The organism is Pseudomonas sp. GL_093, assembly GCF_057837605.1.
Genome location: NZ_CM174448.1, coordinates 16,935 through 31,978 on the forward strand (window position 1 = coordinate 16,935; position 15,044 = coordinate 31,978).

Consider the following 15,044-nt stretch of genomic DNA (forward strand, 5'->3'; position numbering starts at 1 on the left):
AGGTCTCGCAAAAGAAAAAGGCTTGCCGCAGCAAGCCTTTGAAAGGAGGGCATCAAGCGTTCTGGCGATGGAGCTTTTCCAGTTTCTTCTTGATTCGGTCGCGTTTGAGATTGGACAGGTAGTCAACGAACAATTTGCCGTTCAGGTGGTCGCATTCATGCTGGATGCACACGGCGAGCAGGCCTTCGGCGATCAGTTCGTAAGGCTGGCCGTCGCGGTCCAGGGCCTTGACTTTAACCTTCTGTGGGCGATCGACGTTTTCGTAGAAGCCCGGCACCGAGAGGCAGCCTTCTTGATATTGCTCCATCTCGTCGGTCAGGGTTTCGAACTCGGGGTTGATGAACACCCGTGGTTCGCTGCGGTCTTCGGAGAGGTCCATCACGACGATACGTTTGTGCACGTTGACCTGGGTCGCGGCGAGGCCGATGCCTGGCGCTTCATACATTGTTTCAAACATGTCATCGACCAACTGACGCACTTCGTCGTCCACTACGGCCACAGGTTTGGCGATAGTGCGCAGGCGCGAATCGGGGAATTCGAGGATGTCTAAAATGGCCATAAGCTTAATTGCTGCACGTTTGAGGTAATGTCGGGTCGATGGCCTGGCGGGTCCGAAGATGCAGGCTACCGTTGTAAAACGTAGCTTCCTGCTCTTTTTGGTAAAGAGTCGGGAGCGAGCCACGAGGGCTCTGGCGTTCTACGCGAATGCACATAATAAAGGGATTCACCGCATGAGGAAATCACTACTCGCCTTGCTCCTTCTGGCCTCGGCCGGTTTGGCGCACGGGCAAGTGCAACTCAAGGAAGGTTTTCCACAGCAATACACCGTGGTATCCGGTGACACACTCTGGGACATATCGGGGAAATTCCTTCGTGAACCGTGGAAATGGCCGGAACTCTGGCAGGCCAATCCACAGATCGAAAACCCTAATCTGATTTACCCTGGCGACTCGCTGTCGCTGGTCTACGTCAACGGGCAGCCACGCCTGACCCTCAACCGCGGCGCTTCCCGGGGCACCATCAAGCTGTCGCCACGCATCCGCAGCAGCCCGGTAGCCGACGCTATACCGAGCATTCCGCTGCAATCGATCAACAGCTTTCTGCTGAGCAACCGCATCGTCGACACGGTCGAGGACTTCAACAAGGCGCCTTATATCGTCGCCGGCGATGCCGAACGCGTGCTCAGTGGCACCGGTGACCGAATCTTCGCTCGCGGTCACTTCGACCCGGCTCAGCCGGTTTACGGCATCTTCCGTCAGGGCAAGGTGTACACCGATCCTGTCAGTAAAGAATTTTTGGGGATCAATGCCGACGACATCGGCGGCGGCGAGATTGTGGCCACTGAAGGCGACGTCGCCACCCTGGCGCTGCAACGCACCACTCAGGAAGTCCGCCTCGGCGACCGCTTGTTCAGCGGTGAAGAGCGCTCGATCAACTCGACCTTCATGCCCAGTGCGCCAAAAACCGAGATCAACGGGTTGATCATCGATGTGCCGCGCGGGGTTACCCAAATTGGCGCGCTGGATGTGGTCACGCTGAACAAGGGCCAGCGCGATGGCCTGGTCGAAGGCAACGTGTTGGTGGTGATGAAAACCGGCGAAACCGTGCGTGACCGGATCACCGGTCAGCCACTGAAAATCCCGGATGAGCGCGCCGGTTTGCTGATGGTTTTCCGCACCTACGACAAGCTCAGTTACGGGCTGGTGCTCTATGCATCACGCTCCCTGGCGGTGCTGGACAAGGTGCGAAATCCTTAACAGGCTCCACAAGTTACCAACAGAGTTATCCACAGCTTATTCCCGTTTGAACGGGACTCATAACGATCAAGGATGATCCATGTCGCTGTCTGCTTTTGCACCGGTTTCCCCTGCGGAACTGGAAGCTCGTTTACGTTTGCATCGCCTGCCGGAGCTCGGTCCTGCGCGATTCAAGAAATTGCTTGAAGCCTTCGGCTCGGCGTCCAAGGCTATCAGCGCGCCGGCCAGTGCTTGGCGTTCGTTGGGTTTGCCCCTCGCTTGCGCGGAGGCCAGGCGCTCCAGTGAAATCCGTGATGGCGCAAGCCATGCATTGGCCTGGTTAGAGCGTCCGGGCCAGCATTTACTGATGTGGGACCAACCTGACTATCCGGCACTGTTGGCGGAAATCAGTGATGCGCCGCCGCTGTTATTCGTGGCGGGCGATCCCGGCATTCTGGAAAAACCGCAGTTGGCGATGGTCGGCAGCCGTCGCGCTTCGCGGCCGGGCATGGACACCGCCGCCGCATTTTCCCGCAGTCTGGCCGGCGCCGGTTTTGTCATTACCAGCGGTCTGGCGCTGGGCATTGATGCCGCGGCCCATCAAGCCGCTTTGGACGTGGGGGGGCGAACGGTCGGTGTACTTGGCACGGGACTTGAAAAGTTTTATCCACAGCGCAATCGACGGCTGGCAGACGCCATGATGGCCTCGGGCAGCGCGGTGCTTTCGGAGTTCCCGCTGGACGCCGGACCGACCGCCAGTAACTTCCCTCGGCGCAATCGGATCATCAGCGGTTTATCCCTGGGTGTGCTGGTGGTCGAGGCGAGTGTCGCCAGCGGTTCGTTGATCACTGCGAGGCTGGCGGCGGAACAAGGGCGCGAGGTGTATGCGATTCCCGGGTCGATTCATCACCCGGGCGCAAAGGGTTGTCATCAGCTGATCCGCGACGGCGCGGTGCTGGTGGAAACCATCGAGCACATCCTCGAAGCCTTGCGTGGCTGGCAACGGTTGCCGTTATCCACAGCGACACCCGCGGTGACACATCCGTTGCTCATGCTGCTGCATGCCGCACCGCACACCAGTGAGGCGTTGTCCGTCACCAGCGGCTGGGCCCTGCCAAAAGTGCTGGCAGCGCTGACGGAGCTGGAAATGGACGGCCGTGCGGTCTGCGAAAGCGGGCGCTGGTTTGCGCGGGTGAGCTAGGTTTTATAAGGAAGATCGGTAAACTGCGCAGAGCCTTATTCCGGAGAGTTTTTCATGGTCAACAGTTGGCGTGTGCAACAAGCCGCACGAGCCATTCGCGCAGGCGCGGTGATTGCCTACCCAACCGAAGCGGTCTGGGGCCTGGGTTGCGACCCGTGGGACGAAGAGGCGGTCTATCGTCTGCTGGCGATCAAGGGTCGGTCGGTGGAAAAAGGGTTGATTCTGGTGGCCGACAACATTCGCCAGTTCGACTTCCTCTTCGAAGACTTTCCTGAATTGTGGATGGATCGCATGGCCAGCACCTGGCCAGGGCCGAACACCTGGCTGGTGCCGCATCAGAATATGTTGCCGCAGTGGATTACCGGCGTGCATGAAACGGTGGCGCTGCGGGTCAGCGATCACCCGTTGGTGCGGGATTTGTGCGCGGTGGTCGGGCCGTTGGTTTCAACGTCGGCCAACCCGCAGGGCCAACCGGCGGCGCGGACGCGGATTCGCGTCGAGCAGTATTTCCGTGGGCAGGTGGATTACGTGTTGGGTGGGAATCTGGGTGGGCGCAAGAATCCGAGCGTTATCCGCGATCTGGCGACTGGCCACGTTGTGCGCCCCGATTAAAACCGCGGCGCTGCCAATCGCGAGCAAGCTCGCTCCCACAATGGTTATGTGTCGATCACAAAAACCCTGTGGGAGCGGGCTTGCTCGCGAAGGCGTCTTCAAGGCAACAAAACAGTCGAGCCAGTCGTACGCCGCGCCGACAACTCGGTCTGTGCCTTCGCCGCTTCAGCCAATGGATACTTCTGGCTGATGTCCACCTTCAACTTCCCGCTGATGATCATCTCAAACAGCTCATCCGCCATACGCTGCAGGTTTTCAGCATTGTTAGCGTAAGTCGCAAGCGTAGGCCGGGTCACGTACAGCGAACCCTTCGCCGACAGAATTCCCAGGTTCACCCCATCTACCGCGCCCGACGCATTGCCGAAGCTCACCACCAGACCGCGAGGCGCCGCGCTATCAAGCGAAGTCAGCCAAGTGTCCTTGCCCACGCCGTCGTACACCACCGGGACTTTTTTCCCGTCAGTCAATTCCAGTACGCGCTGTGCGACGTTTTCATGGCTGTAGTCGATGGTCGCCCAAGCGCCGTTGGCCTTGGCCAGTGCGGCTTTCTCCGGTGAGCTGACCGTGCCGATCAACTTCACGCCCAAGGCCTTGGCCCATTGGCAGGCCAGGGAGCCGACGCCACCCGCGGCCGCGTGAAACAGGATGGTTTCGCCGCCCTTGAGTTCATAGGTCTGACGCAGCAGGTACTGCACGGTCAGACCCTTGAGCATTACGCCCGCGGCCTGTTCGAAGCTGATCGCGTCCGGCAGATGCACCAGGTTGGCCTCCGGCAACACATGAACGTCGCTGTAGGCGCCCAATGGACCGCTGCCATACGCCACGCGATCACCGACCTTGAACCGGGTGACTTCACTGCCCACCGCCTCGACCACGCCCGCGCCTTCCGAGCCCAGGCCCGATGGCAGGGCTGGCGGCGCATAGAGACCACTGCGGTAATAGGTGTCGATGAAATTCAGGCCGATGGCCTTGTTGGTCACGCGAACCTGCTGCGGGCCGGGCTCGGCGGGTTGGTAATCGACATATTCGAGTACTTCGGGGCCGCCATGGGCGCGGAACTGGATACGCTTAGCCATCAGAACTCTCCTTAGGTCTTGGCTACTGGAGTTGTAGCGCGAAGCTCCCTATCGAACTCCCATGCTTGATCTTCGTCAACTGCGGCAGGCCCATCTGCGATGTTATGCTACGCGCCCATTTGCGCCGGCCCCCGCTCCCATGGAGCGCCGCGTAGCTTTGCCCGATTCAAGGTGATGACATGACGACCCGCACCGAGGCCGTAAAAGCCTACCTGCTCGACCTGCAAGACCGCATTTGCGCGGCCCTCGAAGCTGAAGACGGCGGCACGCAGTTCGTCGAAGACGCCTGGACCCGGAATGCCGGTGGCGGCGGCCGCACCCGGGTGATCGAAAACGGCGCGGTCATCGAAAAGGGCGGCGTCAACTTTTCCCACGTCTTCGGCAGCGGTCTCCCACCGTCCGCCAGCGCCCATCGACCAGAACTGGCCGGCCGTGGCTTCGAAGCCCTCGGCGTGTCGCTGGTCATTCACCCACACAACCCGTATGTGCCGACGTCCCACGCCAACGTGCGCTTTTTCATCGCTGAAAAAGAAGGCGAAGAACCGGTCTGGTGGTTTGGTGGCGGCTTCGACCTGACCCCTTATTACGGCAATGAAGAAGACTGCGTGCATTGGCACCGCGTCGCCGAACAGGCCTGCGCGCCGTTCGGTCCGGATGTGTACTCGCGCTACAAGGCCTGGTGCGACAGCTATTTCCACATCAAGCATCGCCACGAGCCGCGCGGTATCGGCGGCCTGTTCTTCGATGACTTGAACGAGTGGGACTTCGACACCAGCTTCGCTTTCATGCGCGCCATCGGTGACGCGTTCATCGACGCCTATCTGCCGATCGTGCAGCGCCGCAAAAATGATGCGTTTACCGCCAAACAGCGTGAATTCCAGGAATTCCGCCGTGGGCGCTACGTTGAATTCAACCTGGTCTACGACCGCGGCACGCTGTTCGGTCTGCAATCGGGCGGGCGTACCGAGTCGATCCTGATGTCCCTGCCGCCGCAAGTACGCTGGAGTTACGACTGGAAAGCCGAGCCGGGCAGCGAAGAAGCCCGGCTGACCGAGTACTTCCTGCAAGACCGCGATTGGTTGGCCAAGGCCTGAACGAGGAATCCTGATGGACCGTTACGTCGTATTCGGTAACCCGATTGGCCACAGCAAATCGCCGCTGATCCACCGTCTGTTCGCCGAGCAGACCGCTCAGAAACTGGACTACAACACGTTGCTGGCGCCCCTCGACGATTTTTCCACCTGCGCCCGGACGTTTTTCCTCGAAGGTCGCGGGGCGAATGTGACGGTGCCGTTCAAGGAAGAGGCCTATCGTCTGGCGAACAGTCTGACGGCGCGGGCGCAGCGCGCCGGTGCGGTGAACACCCTGAGCAAACTCGCTGATGGCAGCCTGCTGGGCGACAACACCGATGGCGCCGGGCTGGTGCGGGACCTGACGGTCAACGCCGGTTTCAGCCTCAAGGGCAAACGCATCCTGCTGCTTGGTGCTGGCGGCGCAGTGCGCGGTGCGCTGGAGCCGTTGCTGGCCGAGCAACCCGCTTCGGTCATTATCGCCAACCGCACGGTGGAAAAAGCCGAACTGTTGGCGGAATTGTTCGCGGACCTGGGGCCGGTGTCGGCCAGTGGTTTTGATTGGTTGAAGGAGTCGGTCGATCTGATCATCAACGCGACGTCCGCCAGTCTGTCAGGGGATGTACCGCCGATTGCCAGCAGTTTGATCGAGCCGGGCAAGACGGTGTGCTACGACATGATGTACGGCAAGGAGCCGACCTCGTTCTGCCGTTGGGCCAGTGAACATGGCGCGTCGGTGTCGATGGATGGCTTGGGGATGCTCGCCGAACAAGCGGCAGAAGCTTTCTTCCTGTGGCGCGGCGTACGTCCGGATACGGCGCCGGTGCTCGCCGAGTTGCGTCGGCAACTCGCGCTTTAATCCTCAAACCGGATCGGGCATTTTTCCGCCCCTTCCAGCTTCCTCAATTCTTCCACCACCTGCGGCCGTGCGCGCCGCAGGGTCAGGCTGCGATCCTGCCGGAGCAGTCGTCGCGCTTCCTGATGCAGCATCTCCACGCCTGAATAGTCGATGAAGTTGATCTGCTGCGCTTCGATCACCACGCGCACGCCGTGCATCCGTTGCAGGCGTACTTGCAGGTAATGGCTGGCGCCGAAAAAAATCGAACCGCCAACCCGCAGAATGTCTTCATCCCCATCACGCCAATGTTGAACTCGCGGTTGCGAGGTGCGTTTGAGGTAGAAGAACAGCGAAGCCAGCACCCCGGCGTAGATCGCGGTCTGCAATTCCAGCAGCAGCGTGGCGACACAGGTCAGCGCCATGACCAGGAACTCGGCGCGGCTGACCCGCAACAACGCGCGAATGCCGCGATGATCCACCAGCCCCCAGGCGATCAACAGAATGCTGCCGGCCATGGCCGGGATTGGAATGTGCGCGATCAAATTCGCGCCGAAAATGGCGAACAGCGCCACCCACATAGCCGAAAAAACGCCGGCCATCGGCGAGCAGGCGCCCGCTTCGTAGCTCAGGCCCGAGCGGGTGAAGGAACCGGCTGACAGCGATCCGGAAAAAAACGCACCGACCATGTTCGATAAACCCTGGGCGCGGACCTCTTGGTTGGCGTCGAGCAACTGTTGTGAGCGGGCCGACAAGGAGCGGGCAATCGACAGACTGGTGACCAGCCCGAGCATGCCCACCGCCACCGCGCTGGGTAACAAACGCAGAATCAGGTCCAGATCCAGCGGCAGCGGGCTGAAAGGCGGCAGCCGCCCGACAAACGCGCTGACCAACTTCACATTGCCAAACATCGATGGCCAGAGCCAGACCAGCAATCCGCTCAGCGCCAGGGTGATCAACAGCGTCGGCCAGCGCGGCAACAGCAGTTTCAACACCACGCCCACCACGACCGTCGCCAGGCCCAGCATTAGCGACGGTTTATCCACTTCGCCGAGGTGACTGAAGAGCATCATCAAACTGTTCAGCGCTGTTGCCTGGTTGGGCAATTCCAGCCCCAACAGATTCGGCAGTTGGCCGATGGCAATCACCACCGCCGCGCCGAGGGTGAAACCCAGCACCACCGAGTGCGAGACGAAATTCACCAAGGCGCCGAAGCGCAGCAAACCGAGCAGCCACTGGAAAATGCCGGCAAGCAGTGTCAGCAACAGGATCAGGGTGACGTAGTCCTCTGACGCAGGAACGGCCAGAGGACTGACGCTGGCGTACAAGACAATAGAAATCGCCGCCGTAGGACCGCAGATCAAGTGCCACGAAGAACCCCAGAGACAGGCGATCAGCACCGGGATAATCGCCGCGTACAGACCGTATTCAGGTGGGAGACCGGCGATCAGCGCGTAGGCAATGGATTGCGGCAACGCGAGAATCGCGCCGCTGAGGCCGACGATCAGATCGCGACCGACGCTGGCGCGGGTTTGCCGAGGCAACCAGCTGAGGAAAGGGAAGAGCGAATGGCGGCTTGGGAAGGCCATGGGTCCTCTCGGGTAGGGGTTTGCGCAAGGGTAGCAGGGTGTGAGGAGTGTCAGATGAATCCACCCCTCACCCTAACCCTCTCCCCAGAGGGTAGAGGGGACTGACCGAGTTGTTTTCTCAAGCTACATCGACCTGAAATATCGAGGTGAACGCAGGATTTGAAAAGCATGGAGATCGGCCCCCTTTCCCCTCTCCCCCGTGGGGAGAGGGCTGGGGTGAGGGGTCGATCCTGAGCCCGACACAGAATCCACGATCACCCGATCAAAGCTTCGCCTTCACCGCCCCCAACGCATCCTTTCCATCCACTGTCTTCACCCCGTCCAGCCACTTATCCAGTACCGCCGGATTAGCCTTGATCCACGCCTTGGCCGCATCAGCATTGCTGACCTTCTTGTTCACCACCTCGGCCATGATGCTGTTCTCCATGTCCTGGGTGAAACTCAGGTTGGTGAGCAGTTTGCCGACGTTCGGGCAGGCCTGTGCATAACCTTTGCGGGTCAGGGTGTGGACGCTGCCGGTGTCGCCGAAGTACTTCTCGCCGCCCTTGAGGTAATGCATTTTCAGTTGCACGTTCATCGGGTGCGGTGTCCAGCCGAGGAAGGTCACGAACTTCTGTTTCTTCACCGCGCGAGACACTTCCGCCAGCATTGCCTGCTCGCTGGACTCGACCAGTTTCCACTGACCCATGTCGAAGTCGTTCTTCTTGATGATGTCCTGCAAGGAGATGTTGGCGGGAGCGCCGGAGCCGATGCCGTAGATCTTCTTGTCGAACTTGTCGGCGTATTTGTTCAGGTCGGAAAAGTTATGCACACCCGCGTCCCAGACGTAATCCGGGACGGCGAGGGTGAATTCGGTGCCGTCGAGGTTCTTCGCCAGTTGCGTGACATCGCCGGTGGCCACGAACTTGTCGTAGAAGCCCTGTTGTGCCGGCATCCAGTTACCGAGAAACACGTCGACCTGGCCATCTTTCAAGCCGCCAAAGGTGATCGGCACCGCCAGCGTGTCGACTTTGGCCTTGTAACCCATGCCGTCCAGCAGAAACCCGGTGATGGCGTTGGTCGCGGCAATGTCGCTCCAGCCAGGGTCGGCCATTTTCACCGTCTCGCAACTCTGATCGGCATACGCCGACGCACTGCCCAGAGCCAGAAGCCCGACCGTCATTGCTGTGGATAACCTACGCATGGCATTCCCCTTAACATTATTGGTTTTGGCAGGGTTGTGGATAACGTGCTTTACGCTCCAGATCGTCGAGGTCGATGTGGTTGCGCATGTACTGCTGACTGGCGTCCACCAGCGGCTGGTGATCCCAACTCTTCAGCTTGCCGATGGTTAATGCCTCGGCGACAAATCGTCGGCGTCGCTGGCTGGCGAGCACTTGTTGATGAATCGCCGGGATATCCCATTTGGCCCGGGCTTCAGCGAGAAATTCATCGAAAAGCGGCCGATGTTGCGGCGATTGGCTGAGTTCTTCCTGTTCGCGCGGGTCGTTGTGTACGTCGAAGAGCAGGCAAGGATCGTCTTCGCTGTAGATGAATTTGTAGGCGCCGCGACGAATCATCATCAGCGGGCTGATGGTGCCTTCAGCCATGTATTCGCCGAAGACCTCGTCATGACCGCCCTGCCCTTGCAGGTGCGAGACCAGCGAGCGGCCATCCAGCGGCAGCCCCGGCTCCAGCGAGCCGCCGGCCAGTTCGACGAAGGTTGGCAACAGATCGGCGGTGGAGACCGCCGCGCTGACCCGGCCAGCCCCGAATTGCCCCGGCGCACTGATCAACAGCGGTACGCGGGCGGCCATTTCGTACCAGTGCATTTTGTACCAGAGCCCACGCTCGCCGAGCATGTCGCCGTGGTCGCCGGAAAACACAATGATGGTGTCATCGATAAGACCGGCTTCCTCGAGTGTTTGCAGGAGTTTGCCGACGTTACTGTCTATATAGCTGCACGCACCGAAGTACGCGCGGCGCGCATCGCGAATCTTATCCACAGGCAGCGGTTTGTCCCACAGGTCGTAAACCTTGAGCAAGCGCTGGGAGTGCGGATCAAGTTCGGTCTGTGCCGGGGTTTCGGGCAACGGGATGTCGGCGTCGTCGTACATATCCCAGAAGGCCTTGGGAATGGTGTACGGGTCGTGTGGGTGAGTCATCGAAACAGTCAGGCAGAACGGTTGATCGCCATCTTCCCGGATGTGATCGAACAAATACTGTTGGGCCTTGAACACCACCTCTTCGTCGAAATCCAGCTGATTGGTGCGTACGCACGGCCCGGCCTGCAGCACCGAAGACATATTGTGAAACCAGGTTGGACGCACGTCTGGCTCGTCCCAGTTCACCGACCAGCCGTAATCGGCCGGGTAGATGTCGCTGGTCAGGCGTTCTTCATAGCCATGCAACTGATCCGGGCCGCAGAAATGCATCTTGCCCGACAGCGCGGTGCGGTAGCCGAGTCGACGCAGGTAGTGGGCGTAAGTCGGTACATCGGCGGGGAAATCGGCCGCGTTGTCGTAGGCGCCGATCTTGCTCGGCAACTGACCGCTGACCAGGGTAAAACGCGATGGCGCGCACAGTGGGCTGTTGCAATACGCGGCGTCGAACACCACGCCTTCGGCGGCGAGGCGGCTGAGATTCGGCAGTTTGATGGGCGAAGGGCCGTAGAACGGCAACATTGGCGCGGCCATCTGATCGGCCATGATGAAAAGAATATTCTTGCGCTTCATGTGATCGCGGCATTCCATAGTGAATATTTATGCGAGAGTGCTGCGATCGAGCATGTAGCCCACGCAGTTTGTGGTAAAGCCCACGCGCGGCAATGACTAGGATAAGCACAGCTTATGTATGACGCCCTTGGTGATTTGTCTCTGGATTTGCTTCGCGCCTTTGAAGCAGCGGCCCGTCAACGCAGCTTCACGGCGGCCGCGGTGGAGCTCGGCACCACGCAACCGGCCATCAGCCAGCAGATCAAACGGTTGGAAGAACAACTCGGGACGCGGCTGTTCGACCGCATCTATCGCGGCATCGAACTGACTGAGGCCGGGACGATCCTGTTTGAGCAGGTTCAGCTCGGATTGCAGAATATCGACGCAGGATTGAGCGCGATCAGCGCACAGCACCAGCATGAAGTGTTGCAGGTCGCCACCGATTTCGCCTTCGCCGCGTATTGGCTGATGCCGCGCCTGCACCGCTTCCATGCCGCCAATCCTCAAGTGGACGTCAGCCTGGTCACCAGCGAACGCAGCCTCAACATGCTGCGCACCGATATTGATGTGGCGGTGTTGTTTGGGGATGGCAGATTCAAACAGGGCGAAAGCCATTGGCTGTTCAGCGAGGAAGTCTTTCCGGTGTGCAGCCCGCTTCTGTTGAAGGATCGTCCCCTGCCCTTACCGGCCCAGTCATTGCTCGAGTTCCCGCTACTGCACCTTCGAGGCGAAAACAGCAGCAACTGGTTCGACTGGAGCGGCGTGTTTCGGGAGTTGGGGATCGCTTCGGCACCTGCGCCTGGGCAATTGCGCTTCGACAATTACACGTTGCTGATCCAGGCGGCGATTGGCGGCCAAGGCGTGGCCATCGGGTGGCGGCACCTTGTGGATAACTTGCTGGCGCAAGGTTTGTTGTGCCGACCGATTGCGGAAACGGTGATTTCCAGGCTCGGCTATTACGTGGTCCTGCCCCAGCGGAAACGGCGTGGCGCGCTGATTCAACAGTTTGTGGACTGGCTGATGGCTGAGCAGGCCAGCAGTGCGCAATCGTTGAATGGCCTGCCGCTGCCGTCTATCGCTGTATAGCCTCGGTCGCGACAAAGGTCACGTGTTCGCCGACATGCAGGTTCAACCGCAACTCATCGGCAATCCCTGTCGCCACCCGGCTCAACCGTTCAAGCGGTTCGGCGAGACCCGGCTCCAGGCTACTGCTGACGTGGCTGAAATGCTCGATGGTCAGCCCGGCCACCCCGCGCGGCGCATTCACCAGCGTCCAGTGCAAGGTGCTGCTTTGCAGGGCCTCGCGGATTTCTTCGGCGGCGTGGCGTTGTAGTCGATCTTCTATCTCCGGGTCGTCCAATACCTCGAAATCGCCCACCAGAAACAGCCGGGAAATCCCCGAGGCCTGCATGCCATCGATCAGCGCATCCACCGCCAGCACTTGCTCGACCGGGCCGGGCACGATGGATTTTTCCACGTGCTCGCTGTTCATCGGCAATCCGGGTGCATCCAGCAGACAGATCACCGCCGAACACCCGGCGACGCTCTGCTTGACCCGCTTGGCGTCGAACAAATCGCCGGTCTTGGTCCGCAATCCCGGGAGCGGCGCGAGGGCCGTCAGGTCATCGAGAATCGCGATCACTTCATGTTGGCGCCGTAGCATTTCAGCCATCAGCGCACTGCCCAGGCTACTCATGGCACCATAAAGCACCACTTTCACCACCGGGGTTTCGGCATTTTTCATGGCCGTGCTCCGTTCTTCCTATCTCTATGGCGTGTGACCTGTGGGAAACAACGCCGGTTCGACTCGGTACAGAGGGTTTCAAATGCAGCGGATCAAGGGCTACCACGCCCATGTCTACTTCGACGCCAGCACCCTTCCTCAGGCGCGAGCCTTGTGTGAGCAGGCGGCGCAACTGTTTCCAGTGAGGATGGGTCGCGTCCATGAACGCCCGGTGGGCCCGCATCCGGACTGGAGCTGTCAGTTGGCTTTCGAGCCGCAATACATCGGCGACGTGTTGCCCTGGCTTGCGCTCAACCGCAAGGGTTTGGTGGTGTTCCTGCACCCGGACACCGGCGACGATCTGCTCGACCACACCGAGCACGCCATCTGGATGGGCGCGATTCGGCCACTGGATCTGTCTATTTTTTGATCAGTTTACAACTGTTCCTCGGCTTCGCCGGGCAAATGTTCATCCAGATGCAGCCAAGGCAGTCGGTTGTCAGTCCAGATATGTTTTTCGGCGGGTGCCTGCTCGGGATGATCGAGGGTGGCGATGGTTACATCGATGCTGTCCGGGCTCAGGTGCGAGACCAGCGCCAGCTGCGCCCCACAGTTGCCGCAGAAATACCGCACGCAGGTTGTTGATGAGTCGTACTGCGCGGGTATCCCTTTCACCCATTCAAAGGCTGATGCGGGCACGGTGATCCAGGTGGTCACGATCCCGCCGCTGACCCGTCGGCAAATCGAACAATGACAGTGGGCGATGTCGTGCAAAGGCCCACTGAATTGATAGCGCAGATGTCCGCAGTGGCAGCCGCCCGTATGAATTTCGGCCATGTTTTGTCCTCCTGCCCTGTGTTCAGGGACTTGAAACCCGTCCGACGACCGGTTGCACATCTGGTCAATGCTTTCATCCGCGAAAGCTGGCTGAAAGCTTCCCCGATTAGGATCGCCCCCACTACCGGCAACAGACCGGTTGGCCAACGTGAGTGTTTGATTGCTTGCACGGTCCATTTAACAACAACAATGGTGATCCTGATGTCCTCTTCTACCCGCCGCTTCGCTGTCACTCCGCCCATACGCCTCGTGCTTCCCGTTCTGCGCTGACCCACCCGGTTCGCCCATTCCCTAGACGCGCTATGCCTGGAGTATTCCCATGCTGACTTTCCTTGGCTTTGCCATGGTCATCACGTTCATGTTCCTGATCATGACCAAGCGCCTTTCCGCGCTGATCGCTCTGATCATTATCCCGATCCTGTTCGCGCTGTTCGGTGGTTTTGCGCCGAAGATCGGCCCGATGATGCTCGAAGGCATCACCAAGCTCGCACCGACCGGTGTGATGCTGATGTTCGCCATTCTGTACTTCGCCCTGATGATCGACTCAGGTCTGTTCGACCCGGCCGTGCGCAAGATCCTCAAACTGGTCAAGGGCGACCCGTTGAAAGTTTCGGTCGGCACCGCCGTACTGGCGCTGATCGTGTCCATGGACGGTGATGGCGCCACCACTTATATGATCTGTGTGGCCGCCATGCTGCCGCTCTACGCCCGTATCGGCATGAGCCCGCGGATCATGGCCGGCCTGATCATCCTCGCCGGTGGCGTGATGAACATGACGCCATGGGGCGGCCCGACCGCTCGTGCCGCCAGTGCGCTGCATGTGGATCCGTCCGACATCTTCGTACCGATGATTCCGGCGATGGCTTTCGGGGTGCTGGCCATCCTCATGATTGCCTACTTCTACGGCAAGCGTGAGCGTGCGCGTCTGGGTGAGCTGCACCTGGTGGGCGATGAAATCGACCACAGTGAAATCAGCGTTTCGCAATTCCCGGATGCCCGTCGTCCGAAGTTGATCTGGTTCAACGGCGCCCTGACCCTGGCCCTGATGGGCACCCTGGTCGCTGGTCTGTTGCCGCTGCCGGTGCTGTTCATGGTGGCGTTCAGCATCGCGATGATCGTCAACTACCCGTGCCTGCAACAGCAGAAGGACCGCGTCGCGGCCCACGCCGGTAGCGTGTTGGCGGTGGTCGGCTTGATCTTCGCGGCCGGTATCTTCACCGGTATCCTGACGGGCACCGGCATGGTCGATGCGATGTCGAAAAGCCTGTTGGCGGTCATCCCGGACTTCCTCGGCCCGTACCTGGCGGTGATCACTGCACTGGTGAGCATGCCGTTCACGTTCTTCATGTCGAACGATGCATTTTATTACGGCGTGTTACCGGTACTTGCGGAAGCCGCCAGTCATTACGGTATAACCGCGGTTGAAATGGCACGTGCCTCGATCGTCGGTCAGCCCGTCCACCTGTTGAGCCCGTTGGTACCATCGACCTACCTGTTGGTGGCCCTGGCCGGTATCGACTTCGGTGATCACCAGCGTTTCACCCTGAAGTGGGCAGTGCTGGTTTGCATGTGCATACTGATCGCCGCTTTGCTGATGGGGATTTTTCCGCTGTTCAGCACTCTATAAGCCCAAGACTCACCATGACGGGTCCAGGCTTTGTTGTTTGAAGCC

General features: G+C 59.9%; 15 protein-coding genes. 8 read left to right on the plus strand and 7 right to left on the minus strand.

Going from position 1 to position 15,044, the window contains the following annotated elements:
• Positions 1 to 52 precede the first annotated feature (52 nt).
• On the minus strand, positions 53 to 559 hold the full coding sequence (gene def, locus AC3IUE_RS00080; RefSeq protein WP_008155676.1) for a peptide deformylase: 507 nt from the start codon (positions 557 to 559) through the stop codon (positions 53 to 55).
• Between the two features lie 172 nt (positions 560 to 731).
• On the opposite strand from def, the gene AC3IUE_RS00085 reads away from it, so the two are divergent.
• The 3 genes from AC3IUE_RS00085 (at position 732) to tsaC (ending at position 3,549) form a co-directional block, all read left to right on the plus strand.
• The gene (locus tag AC3IUE_RS00085) at positions 732 to 1,757 is read left to right on the plus strand and encodes a LysM peptidoglycan-binding domain-containing protein (RefSeq protein ID WP_489264840.1); all 1,026 of its coding nucleotides are present in this window, start codon (positions 732 to 734) and stop codon (positions 1,755 to 1,757) included.
• A gap of 79 nt (positions 1,758 to 1,836) precedes the next feature.
• A complete protein-coding gene (gene dprA / locus AC3IUE_RS00090; RefSeq protein WP_489264842.1) occupies positions 1,837 to 2,937 on the plus strand; it encodes a DNA-processing protein DprA in 1,101 nt (366 codons plus the stop codon).
• Between the two features lie 54 nt (positions 2,938 to 2,991).
• Positions 2,992 to 3,549: an L-threonylcarbamoyladenylate synthase type 1 TsaC gene (gene tsaC / locus AC3IUE_RS00095; protein ID WP_056738480.1), complete on the plus strand. Its 558-nt coding sequence runs from the start codon at positions 2,992 to 2,994 to the stop codon at positions 3,547 to 3,549.
• Positions 3,550 to 3,647: 98 nt separating this feature from the next.
• On the opposite strand, the gene AC3IUE_RS00100 is transcribed toward tsaC, so the two are convergent.
• Entirely contained in the window at positions 3,648 to 4,625 is a 978-nt protein-coding gene (locus tag AC3IUE_RS00100; protein WP_111448163.1) for an NADPH:quinone reductase, read from the minus strand.
• A gap of 179 nt (positions 4,626 to 4,804) precedes the next feature.
• Here AC3IUE_RS00100 and hemF point away from each other — a divergent pair, with 179 nt between their 5' ends.
• Together hemF and aroE are read left to right on the plus strand one after the other, a co-directional pair.
• Positions 4,805 to 5,719 (plus strand): oxygen-dependent coproporphyrinogen oxidase, encoded by a 915-nt coding sequence (gene hemF / locus AC3IUE_RS00105; protein WP_489264844.1) that lies wholly within the window; start codon positions 4,805 to 4,807, stop codon positions 5,717 to 5,719.
• 13 nt (positions 5,720 to 5,732) lie between these two features.
• Entirely contained in the window at positions 5,733 to 6,554 is an 822-nt protein-coding gene (gene aroE / locus AC3IUE_RS00110; protein WP_489264845.1) for a shikimate dehydrogenase, read from the plus strand.
• Here the strand turns inward: aroE and AC3IUE_RS00115 are convergent.
• The 3 genes from AC3IUE_RS00115 to betC all read right to left on the minus strand — a co-directional run bounded on the left by AC3IUE_RS00115 (position 6,551) and on the right by betC (position 10,833).
• Positions 6,551 to 8,119: a SulP family inorganic anion transporter gene (locus tag AC3IUE_RS00115; protein WP_489264847.1), complete on the minus strand. Its 1,569-nt coding sequence runs from the start codon at positions 8,117 to 8,119 to the stop codon at positions 6,551 to 6,553. The genes aroE and AC3IUE_RS00115 overlap by 4 nt on opposite strands.
• 262 nt (positions 8,120 to 8,381) lie before the next feature.
• A complete protein-coding gene (gene choX / locus AC3IUE_RS00120) occupies positions 8,382 to 9,302 on the minus strand; it encodes a choline ABC transporter substrate-binding protein (RefSeq protein WP_046044907.1) in 921 nt (306 codons plus the stop codon).
• A 16-nt stretch (positions 9,303 to 9,318) separates the two neighbouring features.
• Entirely contained in the window at positions 9,319 to 10,833 is a 1,515-nt protein-coding gene (gene betC / locus AC3IUE_RS00125; RefSeq protein WP_489264850.1) for a choline-sulfatase, read from the minus strand.
• Positions 10,834 to 10,947: 114 nt separating this feature from the next.
• On the opposite strand from betC, the gene AC3IUE_RS00130 reads away from it, so the two are divergent.
• Positions 10,948 to 11,898 (plus strand): choline sulfate utilization transcriptional regulator, encoded by a 951-nt coding sequence (locus AC3IUE_RS00130; RefSeq protein ID WP_033059739.1) that lies wholly within the window; start codon positions 10,948 to 10,950, stop codon positions 11,896 to 11,898.
• Here AC3IUE_RS00130 and AC3IUE_RS00135 read toward each other — a convergent pair.
• The gene (locus AC3IUE_RS00135) at positions 11,885 to 12,556 is read right to left on the minus strand and encodes an NAD(P)-dependent oxidoreductase (protein ID WP_489264852.1); all 672 of its coding nucleotides are present in this window, start codon (positions 12,554 to 12,556) and stop codon (positions 11,885 to 11,887) included. The two genes, AC3IUE_RS00130 and AC3IUE_RS00135, sit on opposite strands and share 14 nt — an antisense overlap.
• Positions 12,557 to 12,638: 82 nt before the next feature.
• On the opposite strand from AC3IUE_RS00135, the gene AC3IUE_RS00140 reads away from it, so the two are divergent.
• Positions 12,639 to 12,965 carry a DOPA 4,5-dioxygenase family protein gene (locus AC3IUE_RS00140; protein WP_462000322.1) on the plus strand — a complete coding sequence of 109 codons (327 nt, stop codon included), beginning with the start codon at positions 12,639 to 12,641 and terminating at the stop codon, positions 12,963 to 12,965.
• Between the two features lie 5 nt (positions 12,966 to 12,970).
• On the opposite strand, the gene AC3IUE_RS00145 is transcribed toward AC3IUE_RS00140, so the two are convergent.
• On the minus strand, positions 12,971 to 13,372 hold the full coding sequence (locus AC3IUE_RS00145; protein WP_462000323.1) for a GFA family protein: 402 nt from the start codon (positions 13,370 to 13,372) through the stop codon (positions 12,971 to 12,973).
• Between the two features lie 319 nt (positions 13,373 to 13,691).
• Between AC3IUE_RS00145 and AC3IUE_RS00150 the strand changes: the two genes are divergently transcribed.
• Positions 13,692 to 14,999, plus strand: coding sequence for a CitMHS family transporter (locus AC3IUE_RS00150; RefSeq protein ID WP_056738463.1), 1,308 nt, complete (start codon positions 13,692 to 13,694; stop codon positions 14,997 to 14,999).
• The last annotated feature ends 45 nt before the right edge of the window (positions 15,000 to 15,044 follow it).

What these genes read in the sequence shown, in the direction of transcription:
- def (WP_008155676.1), bottom strand. Translation starts at nt 559, where the DNA reads ATGGCCATTTTAGACATCCTCGAATTCCCCGATTCGCGCCTGCGCACT.
- AC3IUE_RS00085 (WP_489264840.1), top strand. Translation starts at nt 732, where the DNA reads ATGAGGAAATCACTACTCGCCTTGCTCCTTCTGGCCTCGGCCGGTTTG.
- dprA (WP_489264842.1), top strand. Translation starts at nt 1,837, where the DNA reads ATGTCGCTGTCTGCTTTTGCACCGGTTTCCCCTGCGGAACTGGAAGCT.
- tsaC (WP_056738480.1), top strand. Translation starts at nt 2,992, where the DNA reads ATGGTCAACAGTTGGCGTGTGCAACAAGCCGCACGAGCCATTCGCGCA.
- AC3IUE_RS00100 (WP_111448163.1), bottom strand. Translation starts at nt 4,625, where the DNA reads ATGGCTAAGCGTATCCAGTTCCGCGCCCATGGCGGCCCCGAAGTACTC.
- hemF (WP_489264844.1), top strand. Translation starts at nt 4,805, where the DNA reads ATGACGACCCGCACCGAGGCCGTAAAAGCCTACCTGCTCGACCTGCAA.
- aroE (WP_489264845.1), top strand. Translation starts at nt 5,733, where the DNA reads ATGGACCGTTACGTCGTATTCGGTAACCCGATTGGCCACAGCAAATCG.
- AC3IUE_RS00115 (WP_489264847.1), bottom strand. Translation starts at nt 8,119, where the DNA reads ATGGCCTTCCCAAGCCGCCATTCGCTCTTCCCTTTCCTCAGCTGGTTG.
- choX (WP_046044907.1), bottom strand. Translation starts at nt 9,302, where the DNA reads ATGCGTAGGTTATCCACAGCAATGACGGTCGGGCTTCTGGCTCTGGGC.
- betC (WP_489264850.1), bottom strand. Translation starts at nt 10,833, where the DNA reads ATGAAGCGCAAGAATATTCTTTTCATCATGGCCGATCAGATGGCCGCG.
- AC3IUE_RS00130 (WP_033059739.1), top strand. Translation starts at nt 10,948, where the DNA reads ATGTATGACGCCCTTGGTGATTTGTCTCTGGATTTGCTTCGCGCCTTT.
- AC3IUE_RS00135 (WP_489264852.1), bottom strand. Translation starts at nt 12,556, where the DNA reads ATGAAAAATGCCGAAACCCCGGTGGTGAAAGTGGTGCTTTATGGTGCC.
- AC3IUE_RS00140 (WP_462000322.1), top strand. Translation starts at nt 12,639, where the DNA reads ATGCAGCGGATCAAGGGCTACCACGCCCATGTCTACTTCGACGCCAGC.
- AC3IUE_RS00145 (WP_462000323.1), bottom strand. Translation starts at nt 13,372, where the DNA reads ATGGCCGAAATTCATACGGGCGGCTGCCACTGCGGACATCTGCGCTAT.
- AC3IUE_RS00150 (WP_056738463.1), top strand. Translation starts at nt 13,692, where the DNA reads ATGCTGACTTTCCTTGGCTTTGCCATGGTCATCACGTTCATGTTCCTG.